This window comes from Streptococcus mitis, from assembly GCF_003944325.1.
GTDB lineage: Bacteria > Bacillota > Bacilli > Lactobacillales > Streptococcaceae > Streptococcus > Streptococcus mitis_CW.
The window spans coordinates 45,665-68,838 of sequence record NZ_RJPX01000004.1 but is presented as its reverse complement, the minus strand read 5'-3'; the positions used below and the strand labels follow the sequence as shown (position 1 = coordinate 68,838).

General features: G+C 40.6%; 36 protein-coding genes. All 36 read right to left on the bottom strand.

Annotated features, from left to right (window positions below; translation table 11 throughout):
• Positions 1–82 precede the first annotated feature (82 nt).
• The 36 genes from secY to spx all read right to left on the bottom strand — a co-directional run bounded on the left by secY (position 83) and on the right by spx (position 23,099).
• Positions 83–1,393, bottom strand: a complete 1,311-nt coding sequence (gene secY, locus D8787_RS02560; protein WP_000465402.1) for a preprotein translocase subunit SecY — start codon at positions 1,391–1,393, stop codon at positions 83–85.
• Positions 1,394–1,405: 12 nt separating this feature from the next.
• Positions 1,406–1,846 (bottom strand): 50S ribosomal protein L15, encoded by a 441-nt coding sequence (gene rplO / locus D8787_RS02555; protein WP_000766087.1) that lies wholly within the window; start codon positions 1,844–1,846, stop codon positions 1,406–1,408.
• 144 nt (positions 1,847–1,990) lie between these two features.
• Positions 1,991–2,173: a 50S ribosomal protein L30 gene (rpmD, locus tag D8787_RS02550; RefSeq protein ID WP_000057241.1), complete on the bottom strand. Its 183-nt coding sequence runs from the start codon at positions 2,171–2,173 to the stop codon at positions 1,991–1,993.
• Positions 2,174–2,186: 13 nt separating this feature from the next.
• Positions 2,187–2,681 (bottom strand): 30S ribosomal protein S5, encoded by a 495-nt coding sequence (rpsE, locus tag D8787_RS02545; protein ID WP_000874202.1) that lies wholly within the window; start codon positions 2,679–2,681, stop codon positions 2,187–2,189.
• A gap of 17 nt (positions 2,682–2,698) precedes the next feature.
• Positions 2,699–3,055 carry a 50S ribosomal protein L18 gene (rplR, locus tag D8787_RS02540; RefSeq protein WP_000624044.1) on the bottom strand — a complete coding sequence of 119 codons (357 nt, stop codon included), beginning with the start codon at positions 3,053–3,055 and terminating at the stop codon, positions 2,699–2,701.
• Positions 3,056–3,138: 83 nt separating this feature from the next.
• Positions 3,139–3,675, bottom strand: coding sequence for a 50S ribosomal protein L6 (gene rplF, locus D8787_RS02535; protein ID WP_033684406.1), 537 nt, complete (start codon positions 3,673–3,675; stop codon positions 3,139–3,141).
• A 187-nt stretch (positions 3,676–3,862) separates the two neighbouring features.
• Entirely contained in the window at positions 3,863–4,261 is a 399-nt protein-coding gene (gene rpsH / locus D8787_RS02530) for a 30S ribosomal protein S8 (RefSeq protein ID WP_000245504.1), read from the bottom strand.
• 42 nt (positions 4,262–4,303) lie between these two features.
• Complete coding sequence (locus D8787_RS11670; protein ID WP_221765908.1) at positions 4,304–4,552, bottom strand: hypothetical protein; 249 nt, start codon at positions 4,550–4,552, stop codon at positions 4,304–4,306.
• Positions 4,546–4,731: a type Z 30S ribosomal protein S14 gene (locus tag D8787_RS02525; RefSeq protein WP_001085697.1), complete on the bottom strand. Its 186-nt coding sequence runs from the start codon at positions 4,729–4,731 to the stop codon at positions 4,546–4,548. Before D8787_RS02525 ends, D8787_RS11670 begins: the two co-directional genes overlap by 7 nt.
• A gap of 17 nt (positions 4,732–4,748) precedes the next feature.
• Positions 4,749–5,291, bottom strand: coding sequence for a 50S ribosomal protein L5 (gene rplE, locus D8787_RS02520; protein ID WP_125420566.1), 543 nt, complete (start codon positions 5,289–5,291; stop codon positions 4,749–4,751).
• Between the two features lie 23 nt (positions 5,292–5,314).
• Positions 5,315–5,620 carry a 50S ribosomal protein L24 gene (gene rplX / locus D8787_RS02515; RefSeq protein WP_000497691.1) on the bottom strand — a complete coding sequence of 102 codons (306 nt, stop codon included), beginning with the start codon at positions 5,618–5,620 and terminating at the stop codon, positions 5,315–5,317.
• Between the two features lie 77 nt (positions 5,621–5,697).
• Entirely contained in the window at positions 5,698–6,066 is a 369-nt protein-coding gene (rplN, locus tag D8787_RS02510; protein ID WP_000616545.1) for a 50S ribosomal protein L14, read from the bottom strand.
• Between the two features lie 25 nt (positions 6,067–6,091).
• Positions 6,092–6,352 (bottom strand): 30S ribosomal protein S17, encoded by a 261-nt coding sequence (gene rpsQ / locus D8787_RS02505; protein ID WP_000440801.1) that lies wholly within the window; start codon positions 6,350–6,352, stop codon positions 6,092–6,094.
• Between the two features lie 24 nt (positions 6,353–6,376).
• The gene (gene rpmC / locus D8787_RS02500) at positions 6,377–6,583 is read right to left on the bottom strand and encodes a 50S ribosomal protein L29 (protein ID WP_000772918.1); all 207 of its coding nucleotides are present in this window, start codon (positions 6,581–6,583) and stop codon (positions 6,377–6,379) included.
• 9 nt (positions 6,584–6,592) lie between these two features.
• Entirely contained in the window at positions 6,593–7,006 is a 414-nt protein-coding gene (rplP, locus tag D8787_RS02495; protein ID WP_000960946.1) for a 50S ribosomal protein L16, read from the bottom strand.
• A 3-nt stretch (positions 7,007–7,009) separates the two neighbouring features.
• A complete protein-coding gene (gene rpsC, locus D8787_RS02490) occupies positions 7,010–7,663 on the bottom strand; it encodes a 30S ribosomal protein S3 (protein ID WP_000529936.1) in 654 nt (217 codons plus the stop codon).
• 12 nt (positions 7,664–7,675) lie between these two features.
• Positions 7,676–8,020, bottom strand: coding sequence for a 50S ribosomal protein L22 (rplV, locus tag D8787_RS02485; RefSeq protein ID WP_000818137.1), 345 nt, complete (start codon positions 8,018–8,020; stop codon positions 7,676–7,678).
• A gap of 11 nt (positions 8,021–8,031) precedes the next feature.
• The gene (gene rpsS / locus D8787_RS02480; RefSeq protein ID WP_000533766.1) at positions 8,032–8,313 is read right to left on the bottom strand and encodes a 30S ribosomal protein S19; all 282 of its coding nucleotides are present in this window, start codon (positions 8,311–8,313) and stop codon (positions 8,032–8,034) included.
• Between the two features lie 103 nt (positions 8,314–8,416).
• Positions 8,417–9,250, bottom strand: coding sequence for a 50S ribosomal protein L2 (gene rplB, locus D8787_RS02475; RefSeq protein WP_000512911.1), 834 nt, complete (start codon positions 9,248–9,250; stop codon positions 8,417–8,419).
• 17 nt (positions 9,251–9,267) lie between these two features.
• On the bottom strand, positions 9,268–9,564 hold the full coding sequence (locus tag D8787_RS02470) for a 50S ribosomal protein L23 (protein WP_001055347.1): 297 nt from the start codon (positions 9,562–9,564) through the stop codon (positions 9,268–9,270).
• Complete coding sequence (gene rplD, locus D8787_RS02465; RefSeq protein ID WP_125420564.1) at positions 9,564–10,187, bottom strand: 50S ribosomal protein L4; 624 nt, start codon at positions 10,185–10,187, stop codon at positions 9,564–9,566. The genes D8787_RS02470 and rplD overlap by 1 nt, the downstream gene beginning before the upstream one ends.
• 24 nt (positions 10,188–10,211) lie before the next feature.
• On the bottom strand, positions 10,212–10,838 hold the full coding sequence (rplC, locus tag D8787_RS02460; RefSeq protein ID WP_000160197.1) for a 50S ribosomal protein L3: 627 nt from the start codon (positions 10,836–10,838) through the stop codon (positions 10,212–10,214).
• Positions 10,839–11,055: 217 nt separating this feature from the next.
• Positions 11,056–11,364, bottom strand: coding sequence for a 30S ribosomal protein S10 (rpsJ, locus tag D8787_RS02455; RefSeq protein WP_001284513.1), 309 nt, complete (start codon positions 11,362–11,364; stop codon positions 11,056–11,058).
• A gap of 253 nt (positions 11,365–11,617) precedes the next feature.
• Positions 11,618–12,208 (bottom strand): anaerobic ribonucleoside-triphosphate reductase activating protein, encoded by a 591-nt coding sequence (gene nrdG / locus D8787_RS02450; protein WP_125420562.1) that lies wholly within the window; start codon positions 12,206–12,208, stop codon positions 11,618–11,620.
• On the bottom strand, positions 12,201–12,707 hold the full coding sequence (locus D8787_RS02445) for a GNAT family N-acetyltransferase (protein WP_125420560.1): 507 nt from the start codon (positions 12,705–12,707) through the stop codon (positions 12,201–12,203). Before D8787_RS02445 ends, nrdG begins: the two co-directional genes overlap by 8 nt.
• Before the next feature lie 43 nt (positions 12,708–12,750).
• On the bottom strand, positions 12,751–12,891 hold the full coding sequence (locus tag D8787_RS02440) for a hypothetical protein (RefSeq protein ID WP_000521618.1): 141 nt from the start codon (positions 12,889–12,891) through the stop codon (positions 12,751–12,753).
• A gap of 11 nt (positions 12,892–12,902) precedes the next feature.
• Complete coding sequence (gene nrdD / locus D8787_RS02435) at positions 12,903–15,110, bottom strand: anaerobic ribonucleoside-triphosphate reductase (RefSeq protein ID WP_185776730.1); 2,208 nt, start codon at positions 15,108–15,110, stop codon at positions 12,903–12,905.
• A gap of 119 nt (positions 15,111–15,229) precedes the next feature.
• Positions 15,230–16,783 (bottom strand): damage-inducible protein CinA, encoded by a 1,554-nt coding sequence (locus D8787_RS02430; RefSeq protein WP_125420556.1) that lies wholly within the window; start codon positions 16,781–16,783, stop codon positions 15,230–15,232.
• 256 nt (positions 16,784–17,039) lie between these two features.
• The gene (gene cls, locus D8787_RS02420; RefSeq protein WP_125420554.1) at positions 17,040–18,572 is read right to left on the bottom strand and encodes a cardiolipin synthase; all 1,533 of its coding nucleotides are present in this window, start codon (positions 18,570–18,572) and stop codon (positions 17,040–17,042) included.
• 244 nt (positions 18,573–18,816) lie between these two features.
• Complete coding sequence (locus tag D8787_RS02410; RefSeq protein WP_042901726.1) at positions 18,817–19,281, bottom strand: SP_0198 family lipoprotein; 465 nt, start codon at positions 19,279–19,281, stop codon at positions 18,817–18,819.
• A gap of 84 nt (positions 19,282–19,365) precedes the next feature.
• Positions 19,366–20,616, bottom strand: a complete 1,251-nt coding sequence (locus D8787_RS02405) for a bifunctional folylpolyglutamate synthase/dihydrofolate synthase (RefSeq protein ID WP_125420552.1) — start codon at positions 20,614–20,616, stop codon at positions 19,366–19,368.
• 352 nt (positions 20,617–20,968) lie between these two features.
• The gene (locus D8787_RS02400) at positions 20,969–21,274 is read right to left on the bottom strand and encodes a DUF1292 domain-containing protein (protein ID WP_000017620.1); all 306 of its coding nucleotides are present in this window, start codon (positions 21,272–21,274) and stop codon (positions 20,969–20,971) included.
• Positions 21,275–21,289: 15 nt separating this feature from the next.
• Complete coding sequence (gene ruvX / locus D8787_RS02395) at positions 21,290–21,709, bottom strand: Holliday junction resolvase RuvX (RefSeq protein ID WP_125420550.1); 420 nt, start codon at positions 21,707–21,709, stop codon at positions 21,290–21,292.
• A gap of 3 nt (positions 21,710–21,712) precedes the next feature.
• Positions 21,713–21,979 carry an IreB family regulatory phosphoprotein gene (locus D8787_RS02390; RefSeq protein WP_000507059.1) on the bottom strand — a complete coding sequence of 89 codons (267 nt, stop codon included), beginning with the start codon at positions 21,977–21,979 and terminating at the stop codon, positions 21,713–21,715.
• 86 nt (positions 21,980–22,065) lie between these two features.
• On the bottom strand, positions 22,066–22,635 hold the full coding sequence (locus tag D8787_RS02385; protein ID WP_125420548.1) for an SP0191 family lipoprotein: 570 nt from the start codon (positions 22,633–22,635) through the stop codon (positions 22,066–22,068).
• 65 nt (positions 22,636–22,700) lie between these two features.
• Positions 22,701–23,099 carry a transcriptional regulator Spx gene (gene spx / locus D8787_RS02380; protein WP_000591165.1) on the bottom strand — a complete coding sequence of 133 codons (399 nt, stop codon included), beginning with the start codon at positions 23,097–23,099 and terminating at the stop codon, positions 22,701–22,703.
• Positions 23,100–23,174 lie beyond the last annotated feature (75 nt).

Here is a 23,174-nt window from a genome sequence, read left to right as displayed (position 1 = left end):
TAGCCGCAGGCTGTACTTGAGTACGGCAAGGTGAAGCTGACGTGGTTTGAATTTGATTTCCGAAGAGTATCAGTAAATACTTTTATTCTGTTCTATCCATGAAACCAACATACTTACGTTTCAATAGGTAACCTTCCAATTGTTTGATTCCTTCAATACCTGTAGAGATAATGATCAAAAGACTAGTTCCTCCAAAAGCAACTGCCTCTGAAAGTCCGAAAACATCTTTTGCTACAATCGGTAAAATAGAAATCACACCAAGGAAGAGAGAACCAACAGTTGCAAGACGACGAAGAAGTTTAGACATATATTCTTCTGTACCTTTACCAGGACGAACTCCGTGGATATAGGCACCGCTCTTTTGTAGGTTTTCTGCCGCTTTTTCAGGATTAATCTGTACAAACGTATAGAAGAATGTAAAGAGAATAATCAATAAAGCATACATAGCAATACCAGTTGGTGAAGTTGTTGCCAGCATTTCTTGTGCTGTTCTTACCCAAGCCCAATCATGACCTGTAGCGCTTAAAAACTGTAGAATAGCTGCTGGCGCCGCAGTAATCGAACTTGCAAAGATAACAGGGATAACTCCAGCAGGGTTTACTTTCAAAGGAAGGTAAGAGCTAGATGGAGCGCCTTGTGCAACCTTAGTATATTGGATTGGAATTTTGTATTCTGCTTGTTGAACATAAGTTGTAAAGTAAATGATCAACAATACAGTAATAATCAAAATGATAACAAAAATAATAGATGAGTTGATACGGTCACTTGGAACGTTCACAAAGTAGTCCACATAGATGCCCTGAATCATCTCTGGAATTGAGGCAACAATTCCGGCAAAGATAATCATAGAAACACCATTTCCGTATCCCTTATCTGTAATTTGCTCTCCCAACCAAGTCACGATCATGCTACCAGCTGTTAAGATGATACCAATCATGATAAAGACTTGTGGAGTAAGAGCTGTTTTCAACAATTGAGCTCCAGCCAAAGTATTAAAACCAGCTGTAATCCCGATAGATTGCACAAAAGCGAGAACTAGAGCAATATAACGAGTAGCTTGATTCAATTTTCTTCGACCTACTTCCCCTTGTTTACCCCACTCTACAAATTTGGGTAAAATATCCATTTGCAAGAGTTGGACAACGATAGAGGCCGTAATGTAGGGGCTAACACCAAGAGCAAAAACTGAGAAGTTTTTCATGGCATTTCCTGACACCAAGCTCAACATGTTTAAGAAGGATAATCCACTTAAAGCATTCAAGCTATTAGCATTCACACCAGGAACTGTAATGCTAGTCCCGATACGAAAGACCAAAACGATAAAAATTGTAAATAAAATTTTTGATCGAACCTGCTTGACTTTAAGAGCTTCTCTTAATAATTTAAAAAACATAGGTCACCTCTCTTAGATGACTTCTACTGAACCACCTTTAGCAGTGATAGCTTCTTCAGCTGATTTAGAGAATTTAGCTGCTTTCACAGTCAATTTCTTAGTCAACTCACCGTTACCAAGAATTTTAATACCTGATTTTTCAGCTTTAACAATTCCTGCTTCGATAAGAACAACTGGAGTTACTTCAGCACCATCTTCAAAGACGTTCAATTGGTCAAGGTTCACAATTGCGTATTCTTTAGCGTTGATGTTAGTGAATCCACGTTTTGGAAGACGACGGAACAATGGAGTTTGTCCACCTTCAAAACCAAGGCGAACTCCGCCACCGCTACGAGCTTTTTGACCTTTTTGACCACGACCAGATGTTTTACCGTTACCTGATGAAGTACCACGACCAACGCGGTTACGTACTTTACGAGAACCTTCTGCAGGTTTCAATTCATGAAGTTTCATTTTTATTTTCTCCTCTTTTGTAAAATGCTAGCGCCGATAAGGGAGAAAAGGTTGTCTCCCCCATCAACTCGCCTATACGACGTCATCATAGATGACTATATCTAGTTTTAGGGGATGGTATACTGCACATCCCCTAAAAATTCATTAGTTTACTTCTTCAACTGTTACCAAGTGAGATACTGCTGTGATCATACCACGGATAGCAGCGTTGTCTTCTTTAATAACAGAGCTGTTCAATTTGCCAAGTCCAAGTGCTACAACAGTTTTACGTTGTGATGGAATGCGTCCGATTGGAGACTTAGTCAAAGTAATTTTAATTTGAGCCATTTTATCCCCTTTCTTATGCCAAATCAGAAACTGAAATACCACGAAGGGCAGCAACTTCTTCAGCGCGTTTCAATTGTTTCAAACCTTCAACAGTTGCACGAACAATGTTGATTGGAGTGTTAGAACCAAGTGATTTAGATGTAATATCTGCCACACCTGCCAATTCCACAACGGCACGAACTGCACCACCAGCGGCAACTCCAGAACCTTCTACAGCAGGTTTCAACAATACTTTAGCTCCACCGAATTCTGAAAGAACTTCGTGTGGGATTGTTGTTCCAACCATAGGAACTTCGATCAAGTTTTTCTTAGCATCATCTACTGCTTTACGGATTGCTTCTGGAACTTCTTGAGCTTTACCAGTACCAAATCCTACGCGACCGTTGTGGTCACCAACAACAACAAGAGCTGCGAAACGAAGACGACGTCCACCTTTAACAACTTTTGTAACACGGTTGACAGCAACTACGCGTTCTTCTAATTCAACTGCATTGTCTTTAAATGCCATTTTCTAGTGTCCTCCTATTAGAATTTCAATCCGTTTTCACGAGCTGCATCAGCCAAAGCTTTCACACGTCCGTGATATAGATATCCACCGCGGTCGAACACCACTTCTGAAATACCTTTAGCGTTTGCACGTTCTGCAACGAGTTTACCGACAGCAACGGCTTGTTCAGTTTTAGTTCCTTTTGAAACTTCTTTGTCAAGAGTTGAAGCACTTGCGAGCGTTACACCCGCTACGTCATCAATCACTTGAGCGTAGATGCCTGTATTAGAACGGAATACGTTCAAACGTGGGCGATCAGCAGTTCCAGAGAGTTTTCCGCGAACGCGACGGTGGCGTTTTTGGCGGAGTTTGTTTTTATCTGGTTTTGAAATCACAGTTTTCACCTCTTTAGTTTTAAATCGTGTGCTATGCACAAAGTTGGAAAATAGGTTGGTGGTTGAAAATCAACCACTCAACATTATTTACCTGTTTTACCTTCTTTACGGCGAACGAATTCACCAACGTAACGGATACCTTTACCTTTATATGGTTCTGGTGAACGAAGGCTACGTACGTAAGCAGCTGTTTGACCAACTACTTCTTTTGAAATTCCGCTAACAACGATTGTTGTTGGGTTTGGAAGTTCAAAAGTAATTCCTTCTGGAGCTTCAACTTCGTCTGGATGAGATTTACCAACAGCCAAAACAAGTTTAGTTCCTTGAAGTTGTGCACGGTAACCAACCCCGCGCATTTCAAGTTCTTTCTTGAATCCTTCTGATACACCAACAACCATGTTGTTCAAAAGGGCACGAGTAGTTCCGTGGATAGTTTTCATTTCTTTTGAATCGTTTGGACGGTGAAGAGTTACTTCAGTACCTTCCACACGGATTTCAATATCTTTTGAGAACTCACGAGTAAGTTCTCCTTTAGGTCCTTTTACAGTTACAACGTTGTCATTGTTAGTGAGTTCAACACCAGCAGGCAACACGATAACTTTATTACCAATACGTGACATGTTTATTTTCTCCTGTTAAATTGTCAGGCCATACGGCCAGTTTTCACGGGGGCTAAATCGATTTCTCGATTTAAAGGAACATTTAGGTTTCAATTTCAAAGTGAATCTAGGCATCGTCTCGCAGGCATAACTTTGGGTTAGGCTAGAGACGATAACGAAGAGTCACAAAGAAATTGGGAGCTAAATATTACCAAACGTAAGCGATAACCTCACCACCAACATTCTTTTGGCGTGCTTCTTTATCAGTAAGCAAACCTTCAGAAGTTGAAAGGATAGCAATTCCAAGTCCGTTAAGAACTTTTGGAAGGTCTTCACGTTTTTTGTAGACACGAAGTCCTGGTTTAGAAACACGTTTCAAGTTAGTGATAACTTTTTCACCGTTTGGTCCGTATTTAAGGAATACACGGATGATGCCTTGTTTGTCATCTTCGATGATTTCAACGTTTTTTACAAAACCTTCGCGTTTAAGGATTTCAGCAATCCCTTTTTTGATGTTTGATGCAGGTACTTCAAGTACTTCGTGTTTCGCTTGGTTAGCGTTACGAATACGAGTTAGGAAGTCTGCGATTGGGTCAGTCATAACCATTTTGTTTTTCTCCTCTTACTAGTAGTTTGCAAGTTGCACTTGCTAGTTAATACATGATACAAAGAGCGTAACAGCAAGAGCAAAAATAGGCAATTTGATGCAGGAGCAATGCTCCAAAGCAAATTGGTCTTTTTTGCCAAAGCTGTAGCTCGTGTTCAAATTGGCAAGTCCAACTGAACCCGGGCTAAACTCTGTGTGAAAAAGATAAACTTTCCTAGAAACTTCAGTTTCTTCGTCAAGTTTCCTATTTTCACTTGGAGTTTTGACGCCCTTGATATCTTCAATTACCAAGATGCTTTTGTTACACCAGGGATTTGTCCTTTGTAAGCTAATTCACGGAAGCAAACACGGCAAAGTTTAAATTTGCGGTAAACTGAATGTGGACGACCACATTTTTCACAACGAGTATAAGCTTGAGTAGAGAACTTCGCTGGACGTTTGTTCTTAGCAATCATTGATTTTTTAGCCATTAGATTTACCTCCTATATTATTTTGCAAAAGGCATTCCAAGGCCTGTAAGCAATGCACGTGACTCTTCGTCAGTGTTAGCAGTTGTTACGATAACGATGTCAAGACCACGAGTTTTGTCGACGTCATCGAAGTTGATTTCTGGGAAGATCAATTGTTCTTTCACACCAAGTGTGTAGTTTCCGCGTCCATCAAATGATTTTGTTGGAACACCGTGGAAGTCACGTACACGTGGAAGTGAAACTGAAACCAATTTATCCAAGAATTCGTACATACGTTCACCACGAAGGGTAACTTTTGCACCGATCGCAACACCTTCACGAAGACGGAAGCCGGCGATTGATTTTTTAGCTTTAGTGATAAGTGGTTTTTGACCTGAGATAAGTGCCAATTCTTCAGCAGCTTTTTCAAGGGTTTTAGCGTTTGATACAGCTTCACCAACACCCATGTTCAAAACGATCTTATCTACTTTAGGCACAGCCATCACTGATGAGTAGTTGAATTGTTCTGTCAAAGCAGGAACTACTTCATTAAGATATTTTTCTTTTAAACGATTTGCCATTATACTTCTCCTTTCCTTCGTGATTAATCAAGCACTTCGCCTGATTTTTTGTTGTAGCGAACTTTTTTACCGTCTACAAATTTGTAACCAACACGACCAGCTACACCATTTTTATCCAAAACTTGAACGTTTGATACGTGGATAGCTGCTTCTTTTTCGATGATACCACCTTGAGGAAGCTCGTTAGTTGGACGTTGGTGTTTCTTAACGATGTTAACACCTTCAACGATAACTTTGTTTACTTTTGGAAGGGCAGTAAGGACAACAGCTTCTGTTCCCTTATCTTTACCAGCGATTACGCGAACTTTGTCGCCTTTTTTTACAAACATTAGGTTTCTCCTTGATTTTTCTTACGCCCATAAGGGCACCCTAGCTTGAAGCTAGGGGACTAGTTTGTTTCTAAAAATTAAAGTACTTCTGGAGCAAGTGACACGATCTTCATGAAGCCACCTTCACGCAATTCACGTGCAACTGGGCCAAAGATACGTGTTCCGCGAGGAGTTTTGTCTTCACGGATGATAACTGCTGCGTTTTCGTCAAATTTGATGTATGAACCATCAGCACGACGAGCACCTGATTTAGTACGAACGATAACTGCTTTAACAACGTCACCTTTTTTAACCGCACCACCAGGAGTAGCTTGTTTTACAGATGCCACGATAACATCACCGATGTTTGCAAATTTACGTCCTGAACCACCAAGAACTTTGATAGTCAAGATTTCGCGAGCACCGCTGTTGTCTGCGACTTTCAAACGAGTTTCTGTTTGAATCATTTCAGTTTTCTCCTTTCAGGTTTGATTAGATGATGACCGCTTCTTCAACAACTTCTACAAGACGGAAACGTTTTGTAGCTGAAAGCGGACGAGTTTCCATGATACGTACGATATCGCCTTCTTTGGCAACATTGTTTTCATCATGAGCTTTGTATTTTTTAGAGTAGTTAATACGTTTACCATAGACTGGGTGGTTACGTTTTGTTTCAACTACAACTGTGATTGTCTTGTCCATTTTGTCAGATACAACACGTCCAACAAGAACTTTACGATTATTGCGTTCCATTGAAATTTCTCCTTCCCTAGTCTATTATTTCGCTTCAGATTGAACTGTTTTGATACGAGCGATTTGTTTTTTAACTTCTTTCAAGCGAGCTGTTTGTTCCAATTGACCAGTAGCAGCTTGGAAACGAAGTTCAAACAATTCTTTTTTCAATTCGTTTTCGCGCTTCGCGAGTTCTTCTTGAGAAAGACCACGAAGTTCTTTAACAAATTCTTTTACTTCATTAAGTTTCATGCCTTCTCCTTATTCTGCTTCACGTTTTACGAATTTACATTTAACTGGCAATTTATGGCTAGCAAGACGAAGTGCTTCGCGTGCAATCTCTTCAGATACACCAGCGATTTCGAACATCACTTTACCACGTTTAACTGGTGCTACCCAACCTTCAGGTGCCCCTTTACCAGATCCCATACGCACACCGATAGCTTTAGCAGTGTATGATTTGTGTGGGAAGATTTTAATCCAAACTTTACCACCACGTTTCATGTAACGAGTCATGGCGATACGAGCAGCTTCGATTTGGCGGTTAGTGATCCAGTGGCTAGTTGTAGCTTGAAGACCGTATTCACCGAATGCTACTTCTTTTCCACCTTTTGCTTCACCGCGCATTTTTCCACGGAATTCACGACGGTGTTTAACACGTTTAGGTACTAACATTGGTTATTTACCTCCTTTAGTGTTTTTGCGAGCTGGAAGAACTTCACCACGGTAGATCCATACTTTAACACCAAGTTTACCGTATGTAGTATCTGCTTCTTCCCAAGCGTAATCGATATCTGCACGAAGTGTGTGAAGTGGAACAGTTCCTTCAGAGTATCCTTCAGCACGGGCGATATCTGCACCGTTCAAACGACCTGATACTTGAGTTTTGATTCCTTTAGCTCCAGCACGCATTGCACGTTGGATTGCTTGTTTTTGTGCACGACGGAAAGCAACACGTTGCTCCAATTGACGAGCAATTCCTTCACCTACAAGGTGAGCATCCAAATCAGGTTGTTTGATTTCGATGATGTTGATGTGTACTTGTTTTCCAGTCAATTTGTTAAGTTTTGCACGAAGTGCATCAACGTTAGCACCACCTTTACCGATAACCATACCTGGTTTAGCAGTGTGAAGTGAAACGTTAACTTTGTTTACTGCGCGTTCAATTTCGATAGTTGAAACTGCTGCGTCAGCAAGTTCTTTTTGAACGAATTTACGGATTGCAAGATCTTCATGAAGGTAATCCGCGTATTCTTTTTCAGCATACCATTTGGCATCCCAATCACGGATGATGCCGACACGCATACCAATTGGATGTACTTTTTGACCCACGATTTTACCTCCTTATTTTTCTGCAACAGCTACAGTGATGTGAGCTGTACGTTTGTTGATTGGTGAAGCTGAACCTTTCGCACGTGGACGGAAACGTTTCATAGTTGGTCCTTCGTTTGCGAATGCTTCAGATACTACCAAGTTAGCTTTATCCAAACCAAAGTTGTTTTCAGCGTTAGCTACAGCTGAGTTCAAAACTTTCAAGATGATTTCAGCAGCTTTGTTTGGAGTGAATGTCAAGATTGCGATTGCATCGGCTACGCTTTTACCACGGATGTTATCAAGAACAAGACGTGATTTACGAGGTGAAACACGTACTGTACGAGCCATTGCTTTAGCTGAAGTAATTTCTGCCATTTATGTTCTCCTTATTTTCTACGTGTTTTCTTGTCGTCTGCAGCGTGACCTTTGTAAGTACGAGTTGGTGCAAATTCACCAAGTTTGTGACCTACCATGTCTTCTTGGATGTAAACAGGTACGTGTTTACGTCCGTCATAAACTGCAATAGTGTAACCAATGAAACTTGGGAAGATCGTTGAACGACGTGACCAAGTTTTAATAACTTTTTTCTTTTCGTCGTTAGCTTGAGCTTCAACTTTTTTCATCAAATGCTCATCGACGAAAGGTCCTTTTTTAAGACTGCGTCCCATTTTTATATTTTCTCCTTTAAATGTTGTACCACAGCGGCTTGCGCTCACATGGAGCGCTACCGAGCTGGCGGATTTACTAGTCGCTTAAGCGACTAGTTTAATATTATTTCTCGTTGCGACGACGAACGATAAGTTTGTCAGATTTCGCTTTCTTGTTACGAGTTTTAAGACCAAGAGCAGGTTTGCCCCATGGAGTAGATGGTGCTTTACGACCAACTGGTGCTTTACCTTCACCACCACCGTGTGGGTGATCGTTAGGGTTCATTACAGAACCACGAACTGTTGGGCGGATACCTTTCCAACGGCTACGTCCTGCTTTACCAAGGTTTACAAGTCCATGTTGTTCGTTTCCGACAACACCAACTGTAGCACGGCAAGTTCCAAGAATCATACGAACTTCACCTGATTGAAGACGAACAAGTACGTATTTACCTTCAGAACCCAATACTTGAGCAGATGCTCCAGCAGCACGTACCAATTCACCACCACGACCTGGTTTCAACTCGATGTTGTGGATCAAAGTACCAACTGGGATGTTAGCAAGTGGAAGAGCGTTTCCGACTTTGATATCTGCTTCTGGACCTGAAACGATACGTTGACCTACTTCAAGACCTTTTGGAGCGATGATGTATGCTTTCACACCGTCAGTGTAGTGTACAAGAGCGATGTTTGCAGAACGGTTTGGATCGTACTCGATAGTTTTAACAACTGCTTCAACGTTGTCTTTGTTACGTTTGAAGTCAACCAAACGGTAGAAACGTTTGTGTCCACCACCTTGGTGACGAACTGTGATACGACCGTTGTTGTTACGACCAGCCTTGCTCTTCAATGCAACAAGCAATGATTTTTCAGGAGTGCTTGTTGTGATTTCAGCGAAATCCAAAGAAGTCATATTACGGCGACCGTTTGTTGTTGGTTTATAAACACGAATTCCCACGATATTTCCTCCTTAGATTATTCAGCTTCAGCAGCAAACAACTCGATTGCTTTTGAATCAGCTGTAAGTGTGATGATAGCTTTTTTAGTTTTGTTAGTAAAACCAGTGTAACGTCCAACACGTTTAGCTTTAGGTTTTACGTTGATTGTGTTAACATTGGCAACTTTAACACCTTCGAAAGCAGCTTCAACAGCTTGCTTGATCAAAAGTTTGTGTGCACGAGTGTCAACTTCAAATACATATTTTCCTGCTTCAAGTTGAGCCATTGAGCTTTCAGTGATGACAGGTTTTTTGATAACATCATACAAATTCATTATGCAAGAACCTCCTCGATTTTAGAGATAGCTGCTTGTGTGACAAGAAGTTTGTCGCTATTTGCGATGTCAAGAACACTTGCAGTTGTAGCAGTTGCAACTTTCACGTTTGGAAGGTTACGAGCTGAAAGAGCTGCGAATTCATTTCCTTCTTCAAGGATAACAAGAACTTTAGAATCGATGCTCAATGCTGCAAGAACTTTTGCAAATTCAGCAGTTTTTGGAGCTGTAAATTCAAGAGAATCAACGGCTACAAATTTGTTTTCAGCAACTTTTTCAGAGTAAACTGATTTAAGAGCTAGGCGACGAACTTTTTGTGGAAGTTTGTAGCCGTATGAACGTGGAGTTGGTCCGAAGACAACACCACCACCACGCCATTGTGGAGAGCGGATAGAACCTTGACGAGCACGTCCAGTTCCTTTTTGACGCCATGGTTTGCGTCCGCCACCTGAAACAGCTGAGCGGTTTTTAACTGCGTGAGTTCCTTGACGAAGGCTAGCACGTTGGCTGATGATCACATCAAACACAACAGATTCATTTGGTTCGATACCAAAGATTGCATCATTAAGAACAACTTCGCCCGCTTGTTTACCAGTTTGGTCGAATAATGTTACATTTGCCATTTTGACTGTATTCCCCTTTCCTTATTATTTACCAGCTTTAACTGCTGATTTGATAGTGATAAGAGATTTCTTAGCACCTGGTACGTTACCTTTGATAAGGATAACGTTCTTTTCTGGAACAACTTGTACAACTTCAAGGTTTTGAATTGTTACGCGGTCGCCACCCATACGTCCTGCAAGGTTTTTACCTTTGAATACGCGGTTAGGTGCAACAGGTCCCATAGAACCTGGACGACGGTGGTAACGAGAACCGTGAGCCATAGGTCCACGTGATTGTCCGTGGCGTTTGATAACACCTTGGAAACCTTTACCTTTAGAAGTACCAGTTACGTCAACAACGTCTCCAGCTGCGAATGTTTCAACAGTGATTTCAGCACCAACTTCCAAGCCTTCAACGTTTTTGAATTCACGAATGAAGCGCTTAGGAGCCGTGTTAGCTTTCGCTACATGTCCTTTAGCAGGTTTGTTGCTCAATACTTCGCGTTTGTCATCGAAACCAACTTGGATAGCGTTGTATCCGTCTGTTTCAACAGTTTTAACTTGAAGAACAACGTTTGGAGTTGCTTCAATAACTGTTACAGGGATCAATTCGCCAGCTTCAGTGAAGATTTGAGTCATTCCCACTTTTTTCCCTAAGATTCCTTTTGTCATGAGAAAATAGTTCCTTTTCTATATTTTTTATTCAAAAAGTTTTTAACGAGCGTTTTTTATGCTCAAGTCTAAGATACAAAGGGCGTCAAACTCAAAGTGAAAATAGGAAACTGACGCAGTGTCTAGCAGACACTAGGAAGTTTATCTTTTTTCACACCGAGTTTAGCCCGTGTTCAATTAGATTGAAACACCTGCCTCTGCTCTTTTATATTTTAGATTAAAGTTTGATTTCTACGTTTACACCACTTGGAAGATCCAATTTCATCAAGGCATCAACTGTTTTTTGAGTTGGGTTAACGATATCGATCAAACGTTTGTGTGTACGCATTTCAAATTGTTCGCGAGAGTCTTTGTATTTGTGAGTCGCACGAATAATTGTGTAGAGGCTACGTTCAGTTGGAAGTGGGATTGGACCCGCAACTTGTGCACCTGTACGAGTAGCTGATTCTACGATTTTTGCAGCCGCTGTGTCAAGCGTACGGTGTTCGTAAGCTTTCAAACGGATACGGATTTTTTTGTTTGCCATCTTTTTCTCCTTTTCGTCTATTTAAGATAATAGGCTAGCTCCACAAGAAAACCGACGCGGTGTTGCGTGGCAATGCAACCGAGCGTGTCGCAACCTCTTGCATCAAAGCTAAAGCTGTAATTTACAGCACCATAATAGAATAACACAAAGCCCCTGCGATTGCAAGGGATTTGTTGCTGTTTTTTTTAATTTTTAACATGAAAATGTTTTCTTTTTTGATAGGTCATTTATTTAAATATTCTATGGAAGAAAGTTACTCTCTCTTCACCTGTTCATAGCTTTCTTTTCCGTCATTAAGCTTGTCCCAAATGACTACTTGCCCACTTTTAAGTGATTTTTGCACATCGATAATTCGTTGGTTGGACGAACCTCGGAACTGAAGCATGAGATTTCTTTTAGTTCGATCGTATCTTCCATCAACAAGAATATCAATCAGTGACAAGAGTTCCATTTTATCTGGAGTTTCCAGCATCATCTCTTCCCAAGTATAGCCCGTCCAGGACCAGATGTCTTTATCTGGCAATTCCTTTCGGATGCGTTTAACGAGAGGCAAGAGAATGCCAGTATTGAGAAAAGGCTCTCCTCCCAGCAAGGTCAAGCCCTGAACATAAGGTTGAGCAAGATCTGCCATGATCTGTTCTTCTAATTCTGCTGTATAGGGAATGCCTGCATTAAAAGACCAAGTCGCAACATTATAGCACCCCTCGCAGTGAAACATACAACCCGATACATAGAGAGAGTTGCGCACTCCTTCTCCATCTACAAAGTTAAAGGCCTTGTAGTCAATGATACGCCCTTGACTGAGTTCCTCACTTTTCCATTCTTGTGGTTTTGGATTATTCATTCGCTACCTCTATCCAATAACGCTCAACTCCATTACGAACATCTTCAAGAATCCCTCCATTTGCTAGAATGACTGCTCTGCTAGCAGGATTATTCACGCTACAGGTCACAAGAGCTTTCTTGATGTTCTTTTCCTTAGCAACTTGCAAGCCCTGACGGAGAGTTTCCTTAGCATAACCTTTGCCTCTTTCAGATGGACGGACGGAATAGCCGATATGGCCAGCACAATTCAGTAACCCCTCATTCAGTCTCAATCGCAGATTCAAAAATCCTAGAGCACGACCTACATCATCAAATGATACAAATTGAATAGAAGGAACACGATTTTCAGGCAAGTTTATTCCTATTTCTTTTTGCATATTTGTCTCCAACCACTCTTCATACACAAAGTTCTCTGTATCCCAAAATCCTCCATCATGGGCTGATTGGCTCTTTTCAAACTCTGCCATCAACTCTAAAACTGTTTCTTTGTCTGCTAGTCTTGGTCTGCGTAATTCCATCCTTACCTCCCGCTAAGAGAAAAGCGAGAGTTAACTCTCACTTTTATTTTTTCTTATTCTTGTTTAAAAATTGTTCTCTGAGATTGAGCAAGCGTTCTTTCTTACCAGCTCCACCCTTAGAGTGTTTCTCGTGATAACGGGTCACTTGTGCGCGCCCTTTATCGTCTAATTGATATTTTCCCATTTCATTTCTTTCTAATTTGTTACTTGATGGCCAGCTATTTTAATCGTTGAACCATTCATGTGTTTGACACGCGCAGCGATTTCCTTGTGACGGCCATTGACCATAGGTCGCGCTTGAGGATTACCTAGATAGCCACAAGTTCGTTTGACCACATCTACGGTTTTAGGGTCGCTATTGCCACAGTTTGGACAAGCAAATCCTCTCTCAGTTGGTTCAAAATCCCCCTCAAAGTCACACTTGTAGCAACGGTCAATCGGAGTATTGGTCCCTAGATAACCCACGCGGTCATAGGCATAGTCCCAGACAGCTTCCAAGGCCTTTGGATTTTGCTGAAGAACTGGATACTCACAATAATGGATAAAACCACCTGATGCACCTGCTTCTGGATAGACTTTCTCAAAGTCTAATTTTTCAAACGGTGTTGGATTTTTACGAACATCATAATGGAAAGAATTGGTGTAGTATTCCTTGTCTGTGATATCAGGAATAGAGCCAAACTTCTCTGTATCTAGTCGGCAGAAACGGTCTGTCAGACTTTCAGACGGTGTTGAGTAGATAGAGAAATGGTAACCATATTGATCCGACCACTCTTCTACACGGCGTTTCATATCGTGAATGATGTCTAGCGTGAGTTTCTTAGCTTCTGGATTGCTTTCCCAGCTGTTACCAAAGAAAACAGTTGCTACCTCATACAAACCGATATAGCCCAGAGAAACTGTCGCACGACGATTCTTAAAGAGCTGGTCAACACTTTCTTCTTTACCTAGACGATGGCCAAAAGCACCGTATTGATACAGGATAGGAGCATTTGCTGGTGTTGCCTCTTTAGTGCGTTCGACACGATAAACCAGAGCATCCTCAGCGATATTCATACGCTCGTTGAAGATTTCCCAGAACTTATTCATTTCTCCTTCAGATTCAAGGGCAATACGAGGCAGGTTAACCGTCACAACACCCAGATTCATACGGCCTGAATTGACTTCGACACCATTTTCATCCTTCCATCCTTGAAGGAACGAACGGCAACCCATAGGCACCTTGAAGGAGCCTGTCAAGTCAACAATCTTATCATAAGATAAAACATCTGGATACATCCGCTTGGTTGCACACTCAAGAGCCAACTGCTTGATGTCGTAGTTGGGAGTTCCTTCCTCTAAATTGAGTCCTCTTTTTAGCGTAAAGATGAGTTTTGGGAAGATAGCTGTACGGTGTTCTGAACCAAGCCCATTGATACGAATGTTTAAAATTGCCTTTTGAATTTCCCGCTCAAAACGACTAGTTCCTAGACCAAAACCTAGCGAAGTAAAAGGCGTTTGTCCGTTTGAAGTGAATAAAGTATTGATTTCATACTCGAGAGATTGCATGGCATCATAGATGTCCTTTTGCGTTTTCTTCCAAGCGTAATCTTCCCGTTTTTCAGGTAAGACCCACTCTTCCGCATCCTTGAGGTGTTTTTTGTAATTCTTCTCTGCATAAGGCGCCAAGATCTCATCGATACGGTCAGCTGAACAACCTCCGTACTGGCTAGAAGCAACATTGGCGATGATTTGGGAAATTTGAGCTGTCGCAGTCTGGATAGACTTGGGACTCTCTACCTCTGCATTTCCAATCTTAAAACCATTTTCCAACATACCCTTGAAGTCAATCAAACAGCAGTTGGTCATAGGGGTATAGGGACTGTAGTCCAAATCGTGATAGTGGATATCCCCCTTTTGGTGGGCATTGGCTACATGCTTAGGAAGCATTTGCAGTCCGATTGACTTTCCAACAATCCCTGCTGTCAAATCACGCTGGGTGTTGAAGACATCGCTGTCTTTATTGGCATTTTCGTTAACAACCGCCTGATCTTTGTTGAGAAGTTTATGGATACTAAAGTTTATATCTGTCGCTTTCGAGCGTTCAAAATCCCTTTGTGTCCGATAAGTGATATACTCCTCAGTCAAGGCATATTCTTTGGATTCAAGGAGTTCATGTTCTACGATATTTTGAATTTCGTAAATCTTAACCCCTTGTGGAAAGCGACTATGAATTTCTGTGACAATTCGCTCGGTCAGAGCATTGAGGCGTTTTTCGACCAAGGGTGTCACATCCATAACCTTTTCTGCCGCCTTGTGGAGAGCCTTATCAATCTTGTCCACATCAAATACAACACGTCTTCCATCTCGTTTCTCGACGAAGAGAGTTGGCAAAATTGTAATTTTTTCTTCTAGTGCAATCATATGCATGCTCTTTTCTAAAATGTTCTTTCTAAAAAGTATTATACCACTCTAAAAAGAAAAATCAATATCTTGTGTTAAAAATCCTAAAATTTTTAAAAATACACAAGATATTGATTTTATTATTTGGTTTTATAAACTTTAAACTCTGAATAATCTGTCTTTAATTGTTGGTAATTTTCTTTTAAAAGTGTTTCTACTTCAGACCAGAGCGCCACCTTATCATTCACCACAATCACCTTAGGTTGATTTTCTTTCAAATCATTGATCAAACTAGTTTTATTTTCTTCTGTATTCGTGTAGAGAAGAGGAGATGGGAACATGGATCCAGACAAACGCTGGCTTTCTTTATAGATCTGAACATGGGAATCCCAGATATAGATTTGGTCTCCCTCGCTCGTCTCTTGTCTTATTCTATCTACTACTTGATGTTGTTCACTATATGAAGCTGGATGCAAGACAAAACGAGCTACAAAAGGAACTGCAATTAGATAAAACACTACTAGAATCGGTAAGTAGAGATTTCCCCTCATAAATTTTTTCCATAAAGTTGGAACTTCCTCTCTTCTCCGACAACGAGCTCCTCTAGCTGAATGTTTTCCACGAATACTAGTCATCAAAAGAAGGAGCAAAAATGGAAGAATCAGAATTAAATGTGAACCGTAGAGAAGTTCTCGAGACAAGATCAGTAAGGCTAGGACAAATAATAAAACAAAGCTAGCTGGTACTGAGATGACATATAATCTAGATGCTTTAGATTGGAACAAGCCCAGAAAAACAAGGATGAAAGTTCCTAATCCAAAAGTTAATAGACCATAGAATAAAGCATTTTCTGCTAACTGCGTATTAGTAAAAGCCATCATAGAAGTAAATGGATACAAAAATCCACTTAAAGCCTCTCCAAAACCTCCTGAAATGATGACATAGTAGCCTAAAGGATAAAATAGGAGAGAGAAACCAAGTGCTGTCGTAAAAAATTGATAAATTCCATGTATAAAGCGTCCATGTCCAACATTAAAGACAAATAAACCAATTGTTATCGCTACAATAAATAGAAGACTAGTTAGGGGTTCTATGAAAAATGATAGAACCAAGAAAATCCCCAAACGTAAAAATCCTTTATCGTGATTAGGATTTGACAGATAGCCTGCTACTAAAGAAAAGCCTGCAAATAAGAATGGAAGAGCTAAAATCGTAGCATAGCCTCCTCCAAAACCAAGACCAGACACCAAAAGATAAAATATCGTTAGAAGTTGCTTAGCTTGATTCCTTTGTCCTGTCAGATAGTCAGTTGCAGAAAAAAGGAAATACCCCCCTCCCAAGAGGGCTAGCCATTCTACTAAGGCAAAAAGGATGCCTCCTTGGGTAATGTAAAGTAGTAAATAATAAAGAAGACCTTGACCAGCATAATAACTACTGTATAGCTGTCCTCCTTGATGTAAAGCCCATCCTATATACAAATCCTGAGCCTGAGAAGGACTTACCATATCTAAAAGTAAAGGAAGCACCACAGAAAAAACCGTCGCAATCGTACTTCCAATGATGAGTCTGAAAAATGGGAAAGCTACACGCTCTTCTTTTTCCGCGTGAGAATCAAGGTTCCTATCCAATCTATTTTCTATTTCATTACTCTGTATCGTTTCGGATACTTCTTCGATTCTGCCATATACAGCCATATCGTTTCTCCTATTCAATTTATCTGTCTTAGTATATCAAAAAGACCTAGAATTGTCAGCTTGCGATGGCTGTTTGAGCGATTTTTTGCATAGTTTCACAAAGGTTTCAATTTCCCGAAATCGGTGTAAATGTGTCTGTTTAAATGTCGTGATATAGTTCAATTCCTTCTGAGTCAGCATCGTTTCTCCCCTATATCTTTCTATTCGTAAAAAGCAAGAAAAAGAGGACTCAGTCATATCCTAAGTCCTAGATTTCTTATAAGATAGGGGCAAATAACTGGGCAATTTCCTTAATCAATTTTTGATACCAGCTATTTTTTATCGTATGAGCAAAAATTTCTTGCGATACCGAAAAAATCTCTTGAAAATCTTTTTGAATCTCTGTGATTGATTCCGTTTTATATAACAAAACTGCATTTTCATAGTGGTGAAGCAAACTTCTGTAATCTAAGTTAATGGTTCCAACTGCAGCAAAGTCCTTATCCACTAAGATTTGTTTACTGTGAATGAAGCCTGGACTATACTCAAAAATTCTTACTCCTGCCGATAACAAATCCGAATAGGCTCCTCTTGTGATGAGTTGGATTAATTTTTTATCTGGAATGAAAGGGGTCACAATGCGGACATCAACACCCCTCATAGCTGCATTTTTAATACTCTCAGTTAAATCATAGTCAATAATTAAATAGGGCGTTGTAATATAGACTGAATCAGTAGCCTGATTAATCAAACTTTGATAGACTTTTTTCCCTACCTGAGTACGGAAGATGGGTTTGGGTCCACTACCATAAGGAATGCAGAGACCTTGACTAAAACAAGGCTGATTTTCCAAGTGATACTGGTCAAAATCGCTGATTTCCCCACGATTGATATACCAAGTCATCAAAAAGAGACGGGTGAGAGCCTTGACACCAAGGCCATCTAAGCGAATCCCACTGTCCTTCCAATAGCCAAAGCGTTCTACATGATTGATGTACTCATCGGCTAAGTTAATGCCTCCTGTATAAGCTACCTGACCATCTATGACCAGAATTTTACGATGGTCCCGATTGTTGTAAGCCACCGTCAGACGAGGAATTACCTTATTAAATTTATGGGCTTCAATTCCTCGACTACGAAGCTGAATAGTGTAGTCTCCAGGCAAAGTCGCCATACAGCCGATATCATCATAGAGCATCTTGACCTCTACACCCTGAGCTGCCTTTTGCTCTAGTATGTCTAGTATGCTATTCCACATCAGACCTTCCTCGACAATATAGTACTCTAGAAAGATAAACTTTTCAGCTTTCTTAAGGTCTTCCAACATATATTGCCACATGCTTTCACCCGAAGAAAAGAATTGTGAGTCTGTTCGATCATAGACATCGGCGTTACTATCCATACTTAACAAAGATTTGATAACTCCGTAAGCCGCCTTATCCTCTTCCTTCAATTTCTGGCGGAGAGCTTTACTGTTATCCTCCCGAAAATGCATGGAACCAAGTTTGTCCAACTGCTTGATTTCTTTTTTGGACAATCGCCTTTCACCAAACATTATATAGAGCAAAGGACCAATAACAGGAACAAAAGTCACCACTAACCACATTACTTTGCTTTCAGGCGCCATGGAGCGATTGACAATTGCGACAATAGTTGCCATACTCATAAAAATCAAGACAATGACCCATAGAATAGGGGCCATGCGCCCTAAATAAAGAAAGAGACCAAAAACAAGAGAAAGTTCAAGCAGCATAATCGAAAGACTAAAGCCATACTTGGACATCAATAATTGAAATTTCCTATATTTCATATCCCCTCCTTGATAGTTTGAATGCTAAAAACAAGTAATTGATACTCTTCGAAAATCTCTTCAAACCACGTCAGCTTCACCTTGCCGTACTTAAGTACAGCCTGCGGCTAGCTTCCTAGTTTGCTCTTTGATTTTCATTGAGTATGATACTAGTATAACGCAGGTATTCGGTAGAAGGCAAGTATTTATGGTCATTTTTCTAAGTAATCATAAAAGAGACCGAAAAATCCAGTCTCCTTCTAGTCTATTTTGATAAAACGATACGATCTGAAGCGTCTCTATCCATATCGTCGATAATCATCTGATTGCCATTAATTGTATAAATCTTAGCATCATCCCCAATAATCATGCGTTGATTAGCGGCATCGAAGCTAACCTGCTTGATTTCTTGATCTCCGTCAGTTTCTACCTGTGTCCATGTACCAGTTGTTCCAGTTACCACTAAAGTGATACGGTCTCCTTCGTCCTGACCAGTATAAGTTCCATCAATATTAGTTGGTTGAGCTGTAACTGTATTTTGTGAAGAACTTGTTGCTGCCTGGTTGCTATTTTCTGTAGACGATGAAACAGTAGGTTGTGATTGCTGAGTTTGTTGAGTTTGCGATTGAGCTACTGGTTGTTGAACTTGTTGAGTTCTTTGTGAACAAGCTACTAAGAGACTAAGACTTGCTAGAGAAGCAAGAGAAAGTGTGAATGTTTTTAATTTCATGATGAATTTCCTTTCTGCTACCGATTTAGAGAATGTTTCTTCTAACTGGTAGTTCCCCTAGTATAACAAGTTCAAAAAAGGAGGTCAATTTATCTGCTCATGGTCCAGTAGGCAGCCCCGTACTTCTGAGATAAAATAGAGAGATCCTGTAATGAACAATAAGTCCTGCGCGTCGGCTCTTTCTTCGAAACTGCTGATAAATTCTCGGTAAGAAGGAATGACGTCGTAACCCGTTACATCTGTCTCGTCCAGAGAACCTTGATAGTCAAAACCAGTCACCTTGAGTTCCACTTGAGGTAAATTTTCAGCCAAATAAGCCAACATCCCTTGATAATCCTTACGTTTTAAGGCTCCAAAGAGGATTTGAGGTCGATAACCTTCCTGCTCTTTTTCTTTGATAAACTCAACCAAGCGAGTCAAGGCAGGGAGGTTATGAGCACCATCCAAGTAAATCTGTGGATGAATACGCTCCAAACGACCAGCCCAATGGGTCTGTTTCAAGGCCTTTCTTACAGCCTGTTCATCAACAACTTCCTTTCCTTCTCCCATAAAAAGAAGAAAAGTTTGCAATGCCAAGGCCGCATTTTCCTGCTGATAGGCTCCTTCTAAACCTATTTTCAACTGCGAAAGATTCAGCAACGAACTTGAAAAATCACTATTCAGCATTGAAAAATCCTGACCTGCCTGATAAAGGTCAACAGCTAAAGATTCCGCTTTTTCCTGACAGACAAGGCTAGCTTCTGGAGCTAGCTTAGCAATCACTGCCTTCTTACCAGCCTTGAAAATACCAGCTTTTTGCTCTGCGATCGCTTCTAGACTATCGCCCAAGGTCTCCTGATGGTCAAGCCCAATGGAGGTGATAACAGCAATCTCTCCAGTTACCACATTAGTCGTGTCAAGTAGGCCACCAATTCCTACTTCTAATAAAACCAAATCCACTTCTTGCTCCCTAAAATAAAGAAAAGCAACTAAGGTCAGCAATTCAAAAAAGGACAACTGATCATGGGTTTGCAGAAGCGTTTTCTCCATCTCCTTGACCTGATCAGCCAAACGGATGAAGTCTGCATCTGCTATAGGTTGCCCATTAATGCAGATTCGGTCATTGATAGAGACGATATGAGGGGAGGTAAAGGTCGCAACTTTTTTGCCATGTCCCATAAATAATTCCCTCATAAAAGCAATGGTAGAGCCTTTCCCATTAGTCCCTGTTACGTGGATAATAGGGTAAGACTTCTCTGGATTCTCCAACAAATCCACCGCTTGTTGCATTCGCCCCAAACCTGATCGAAAATTCAAACCAATCCGACTGTGAAGCCATTCTTCTACTTCAAACATATATATCTCCTTGACAAAAGTCCAATCAATTACCACATCAAAGCATGATGACTAATAAAAACAAGGCCAGGATTTTCGTCCCGACCTCTAACCTGGTTAGCTAATAACTAGCTACTATGAATATTAACTTGGGCTAAAAACACCCCCAGACTTACCAGTCTCTCTTATTTAAAGGAACTGGGGTAAAAATATCCCCCGAACTTACTGACGGTTTTTATTTTTAGCGTCAGGCTAAAAACGTCCCCCGGACTGCCTGCGTTTCTAATTTCTAGCGCAGGGGTAAAAACGTCCACTGGACGTTCCAACTCTTCCAATTTCTAGGAGTTGGGCTGATACAGTCTCCCAGACTGTATCACTCCTCCATAAAGCTGTTGAAGACTTCTTCAATCATGTTCCATTCGTCTTCTGAGTCTTCTGGGATTGGTTGCAATTCGCCTTCTGTTCCATCTTCGTTTTCGATGAATGAGTAAGCTTGGATTTCAACTTGTCCGTCTTCGTCTTCTTCTGCGTTAACTGGCACTAGAAGAACATAGTTTTTACCAAATTCTTCTTTTCCGTCAATGGTCAAAAGGATTTCAAACAAGGTTTCATTTCCTTGCTCATCTACTAGTGTGATTAATTCACGTTCTTCGTGGTCGTGGTTATGATCGTGTGACATAGCCTCTCCTTTATATTAAAATTTTCTATCTAAATAATTTTGTAAAATCAGCTGAGCTGCTAACTTATCAATGACTTTCTTACGTTTATTGCGACTTATATCTGCTTGTTCAATCAACATGCGGTCCGCAGCAACTGTTGTCAAGCGTTCATCCTGATAGTCTACTGGTAAACCAAAAAGCTCTTCTAGCTTTGCTCCGTATGCCTGACTAGCTTCCACGCGCGGTCCGCTTGTATTGTTCATGTTTTTAGGTAAGCCCACTACAAATCGTTCCACCTTGTAAGCATCAACCAGCTCCTTAACGCGGTCAAAACCAAATTGGCCTTGCTCCTCATTGATTTGGATGATTTCAAGCCCTTGAGCTGTAAAACCGAGCGGATCGCTAATAGCCACCCCTACCGTTTTTGAACCGACGTCCAATCCCATAATTCTCATAGATTACAGATCGACTCCTTGTCCTTTAAGGTAGTAGCGAACCAATTCCTCAACGATTTCATCACGCTCATACTTACGGATTTGATTTCGTGCATTATTATAACGAGGAACGTAGGCAGGGTCTCCACTCAATACGTAACCTACGATTTGGTTAATCGGGTTGTAGCCCTTATCGTTCAACGAAGCATAGACATCAGTCAAAGTTTCGCTAATTTCTTTTTTATTGGAATCGTCCAATTTAAAACGTACTGTTTCTTCAGTAAATCCCATTCTAACACCCTCTTTCCTTAGAATAGTACCATTATAGCATAATTCCTTACCTTCTACAATTCAGGCAGTCTATTTATTTGGATTTTCTACTGTTCTGTCGCACCATTTACCAATCTGTCTGAAATATATTTGCTTGGTTCATTTTTCAACAGATTTTCTAAACCAATGTTCTTCAAATATTCTAACTGAGAAGCCTTCTTGACATCCAGAACTTGAAAATCAAAACTAGTCGTTGTTTGAAGTTCTGTTGCACTCAATAGTTTGGTTTCAAGCTTAAATCCTGCTAATTTACGAGCTTCTATGATGGTCTCATCCTTCTCCTCTGCCTCGAGAAGAGCTTTTTGAGTTTCTTCCACTCCGTGTTGGTCAATATAGGTCTTCAACTCATCAGAGACTGGACGTTTTTGTTGGATAGTTAGACTCAAAAAAGTCTTGTCTTTATAAGTAATGGTTTGGGTCTGCTGGTTACCATCATCTGACTTGGGCAAGACCAAAGTCTTGGTTACAACTGTATTCTTCTCAGCATTCTCAATCACTGGTAATGCCGACTGAAGCGTATCCTTTTCTGTTTTTGTAGCTTTTCCAGTTTCTTTTTTCTGTCCGCAACCAACCAGGACAAAAAGGAAAGCTAGACTAACAAGAACTATTTTTTTCATTTCTTTCTTCTTTCTTTTTGAAATTAAAATAGAATAAGACTGGGAATTGCTCCCAGCCTTGATGTTTATAGAGCTGCACGCAAACGTGCTTCTGCATTTTCTACATTACGGACAGAGCGTGGTAGGAAGGCACGAATATCGTCTTCCTTATAGCCAACTTGCAGGCGTTTTTCATCTACAAGAATTGGGCTCTTTAAAATTCTCGGTGTTTCCATAATCAGATTGAGGACTTCGTTGACACTCAAATCTTCAATATCCACTCCAAGGGCTTTGGCATAGCGATTTTTAGATGAAACGATGCTGGCTATTCCGTTATCTGTTTTGGTTAGAATATCCAGTAATTCTTCTCTCGTAATTCCTTCTTTACCAAGGTTTTGTTCTTTATAACTTAACTGGTGGGCATTGAGCCAGGTTTTTGCTTTTTTACAACTAGTACAACTTGAGACTGTATAAATTTTGATCATGTACCTACCCCTTTCGCTACATGTTACTATCAGTTTAGTCTATTATACCATAAAAAACATCCGACTTGCGACCTA

What these genes read in the sequence shown, in the direction of transcription:
- D8787_RS02525 (WP_001085697.1), bottom strand. Translation starts at nt 4,731, where the DNA reads ATGGCTAAAAAATCAATGATTGCTAAGAACAAACGTCCAGCGAAGTTC.
- rpsQ (WP_000440801.1), bottom strand. Translation starts at nt 6,352, where the DNA reads ATGGAACGCAATAATCGTAAAGTTCTTGTTGGACGTGTTGTATCTGAC.
- rplO (WP_000766087.1), bottom strand. Translation starts at nt 1,846, where the DNA reads ATGAAACTTCATGAATTGAAACCTGCAGAAGGTTCTCGTAAAGTACGT.
- rplC (WP_000160197.1), bottom strand. Translation starts at nt 10,838, where the DNA reads ATGACAAAAGGAATCTTAGGGAAAAAAGTGGGAATGACTCAAATCTTC.
- rplE (WP_125420566.1), bottom strand. Translation starts at nt 5,291, where the DNA reads ATGGCAAATCGTTTAAAAGAAAAATATCTTAATGAAGTAGTTCCTGCT.
- rplD (WP_125420564.1), bottom strand. Translation starts at nt 10,187, where the DNA reads ATGGCAAATGTAACATTATTCGACCAAACTGGTAAACAAGCGGGCGAA.
- rpsJ (WP_001284513.1), bottom strand. Translation starts at nt 11,364, where the DNA reads ATGGCAAACAAAAAAATCCGTATCCGTTTGAAAGCTTACGAACACCGT.
- rpsS (WP_000533766.1), bottom strand. Translation starts at nt 8,313, where the DNA reads ATGGGACGCAGTCTTAAAAAAGGACCTTTCGTCGATGAGCATTTGATG.
- rpmC (WP_000772918.1), bottom strand. Translation starts at nt 6,583, where the DNA reads ATGAAACTTAATGAAGTAAAAGAATTTGTTAAAGAACTTCGTGGTCTT.
- nrdG (WP_125420562.1), bottom strand. Translation starts at nt 12,208, where the DNA reads ATGAATAATCCAAAACCACAAGAATGGAAAAGTGAGGAACTCAGTCAA.
- spx (WP_000591165.1), bottom strand. Translation starts at nt 23,099, where the DNA reads ATGATCAAAATTTATACAGTCTCAAGTTGTACTAGTTGTAAAAAAGCA.
- rpsH (WP_000245504.1), bottom strand. Translation starts at nt 4,261, where the DNA reads ATGGTTATGACTGACCCAATCGCAGACTTCCTAACTCGTATTCGTAAC.
- rplN (WP_000616545.1), bottom strand. Translation starts at nt 6,066, where the DNA reads ATGATTCAAACAGAAACTCGTTTGAAAGTCGCAGACAACAGCGGTGCT.
- D8787_RS02400 (WP_000017620.1), bottom strand. Translation starts at nt 21,274, where the DNA reads ATGTCACACGATCATAACCACGACCACGAAGAACGTGAATTAATCACA.
- D8787_RS02390 (WP_000507059.1), bottom strand. Translation starts at nt 21,979, where the DNA reads ATGGGATTTACTGAAGAAACAGTACGTTTTAAATTGGACGATTCCAAT.
- D8787_RS02405 (WP_125420552.1), bottom strand. Translation starts at nt 20,616, where the DNA reads ATGTTTGAAGTAGAAGAATGGCTTCACAGTCGGATTGGTTTGAATTTT.
- D8787_RS02410 (WP_042901726.1), bottom strand. Translation starts at nt 19,281, where the DNA reads ATGAAATTAAAAACATTCACACTTTCTCTTGCTTCTCTAGCAAGTCTT.
- D8787_RS02440 (WP_000521618.1), bottom strand. Translation starts at nt 12,891, where the DNA reads ATGGGAAAATATCAATTAGACGATAAAGGGCGCGCACAAGTGACCCGT.
- D8787_RS02445 (WP_125420560.1), bottom strand. Translation starts at nt 12,707, where the DNA reads ATGGAATTACGCAGACCAAGACTAGCAGACAAAGAAACAGTTTTAGAG.
- cls (WP_125420554.1), bottom strand. Translation starts at nt 18,572, where the DNA reads ATGAAATATAGGAAATTTCAATTATTGATGTCCAAGTATGGCTTTAGT.
- ruvX (WP_125420550.1), bottom strand. Translation starts at nt 21,709, where the DNA reads ATGAGAATTATGGGATTGGACGTCGGTTCAAAAACGGTAGGGGTGGCT.
- rplV (WP_000818137.1), bottom strand. Translation starts at nt 8,020, where the DNA reads ATGGCAGAAATTACTTCAGCTAAAGCAATGGCTCGTACAGTACGTGTT.
- rplF (WP_033684406.1), bottom strand. Translation starts at nt 3,675, where the DNA reads ATGTCACGTATTGGTAATAAAGTTATCGTGTTGCCTGCTGGTGTTGAA.
- nrdD (WP_185776730.1), bottom strand. Translation starts at nt 15,110, where the DNA reads ATGATTGCACTAGAAGAAAAAATTACAATTTTGCCAACTCTCTTCGTC.
- rplP (WP_000960946.1), bottom strand. Translation starts at nt 7,006, where the DNA reads ATGTTAGTACCTAAACGTGTTAAACACCGTCGTGAATTCCGTGGAAAA.
- D8787_RS02470 (WP_001055347.1), bottom strand. Translation starts at nt 9,564, where the DNA reads ATGAATTTGTATGATGTTATCAAAAAACCTGTCATCACTGAAAGCTCA.
- rplX (WP_000497691.1), bottom strand. Translation starts at nt 5,620, where the DNA reads ATGTTTGTAAAAAAAGGCGACAAAGTTCGCGTAATCGCTGGTAAAGAT.
- D8787_RS02385 (WP_125420548.1), bottom strand. Translation starts at nt 22,635, where the DNA reads ATGAAAAAAATAGTTCTTGTTAGTCTAGCTTTCCTTTTTGTCCTGGTT.
- D8787_RS02430 (WP_125420556.1), bottom strand. Translation starts at nt 16,783, where the DNA reads ATGGCTGTATATGGCAGAATCGAAGAAGTATCCGAAACGATACAGAGT.
- rpsE (WP_000874202.1), bottom strand. Translation starts at nt 2,681, where the DNA reads ATGGCATTTAAAGACAATGCAGTTGAATTAGAAGAACGCGTAGTTGCT.
- secY (WP_000465402.1), bottom strand. Translation starts at nt 1,393, where the DNA reads ATGTTTTTTAAATTATTAAGAGAAGCTCTTAAAGTCAAGCAGGTTCGA.
- rpmD (WP_000057241.1), bottom strand. Translation starts at nt 2,173, where the DNA reads ATGGCTCAAATTAAAATTACTTTGACTAAGTCTCCAATCGGACGCATT.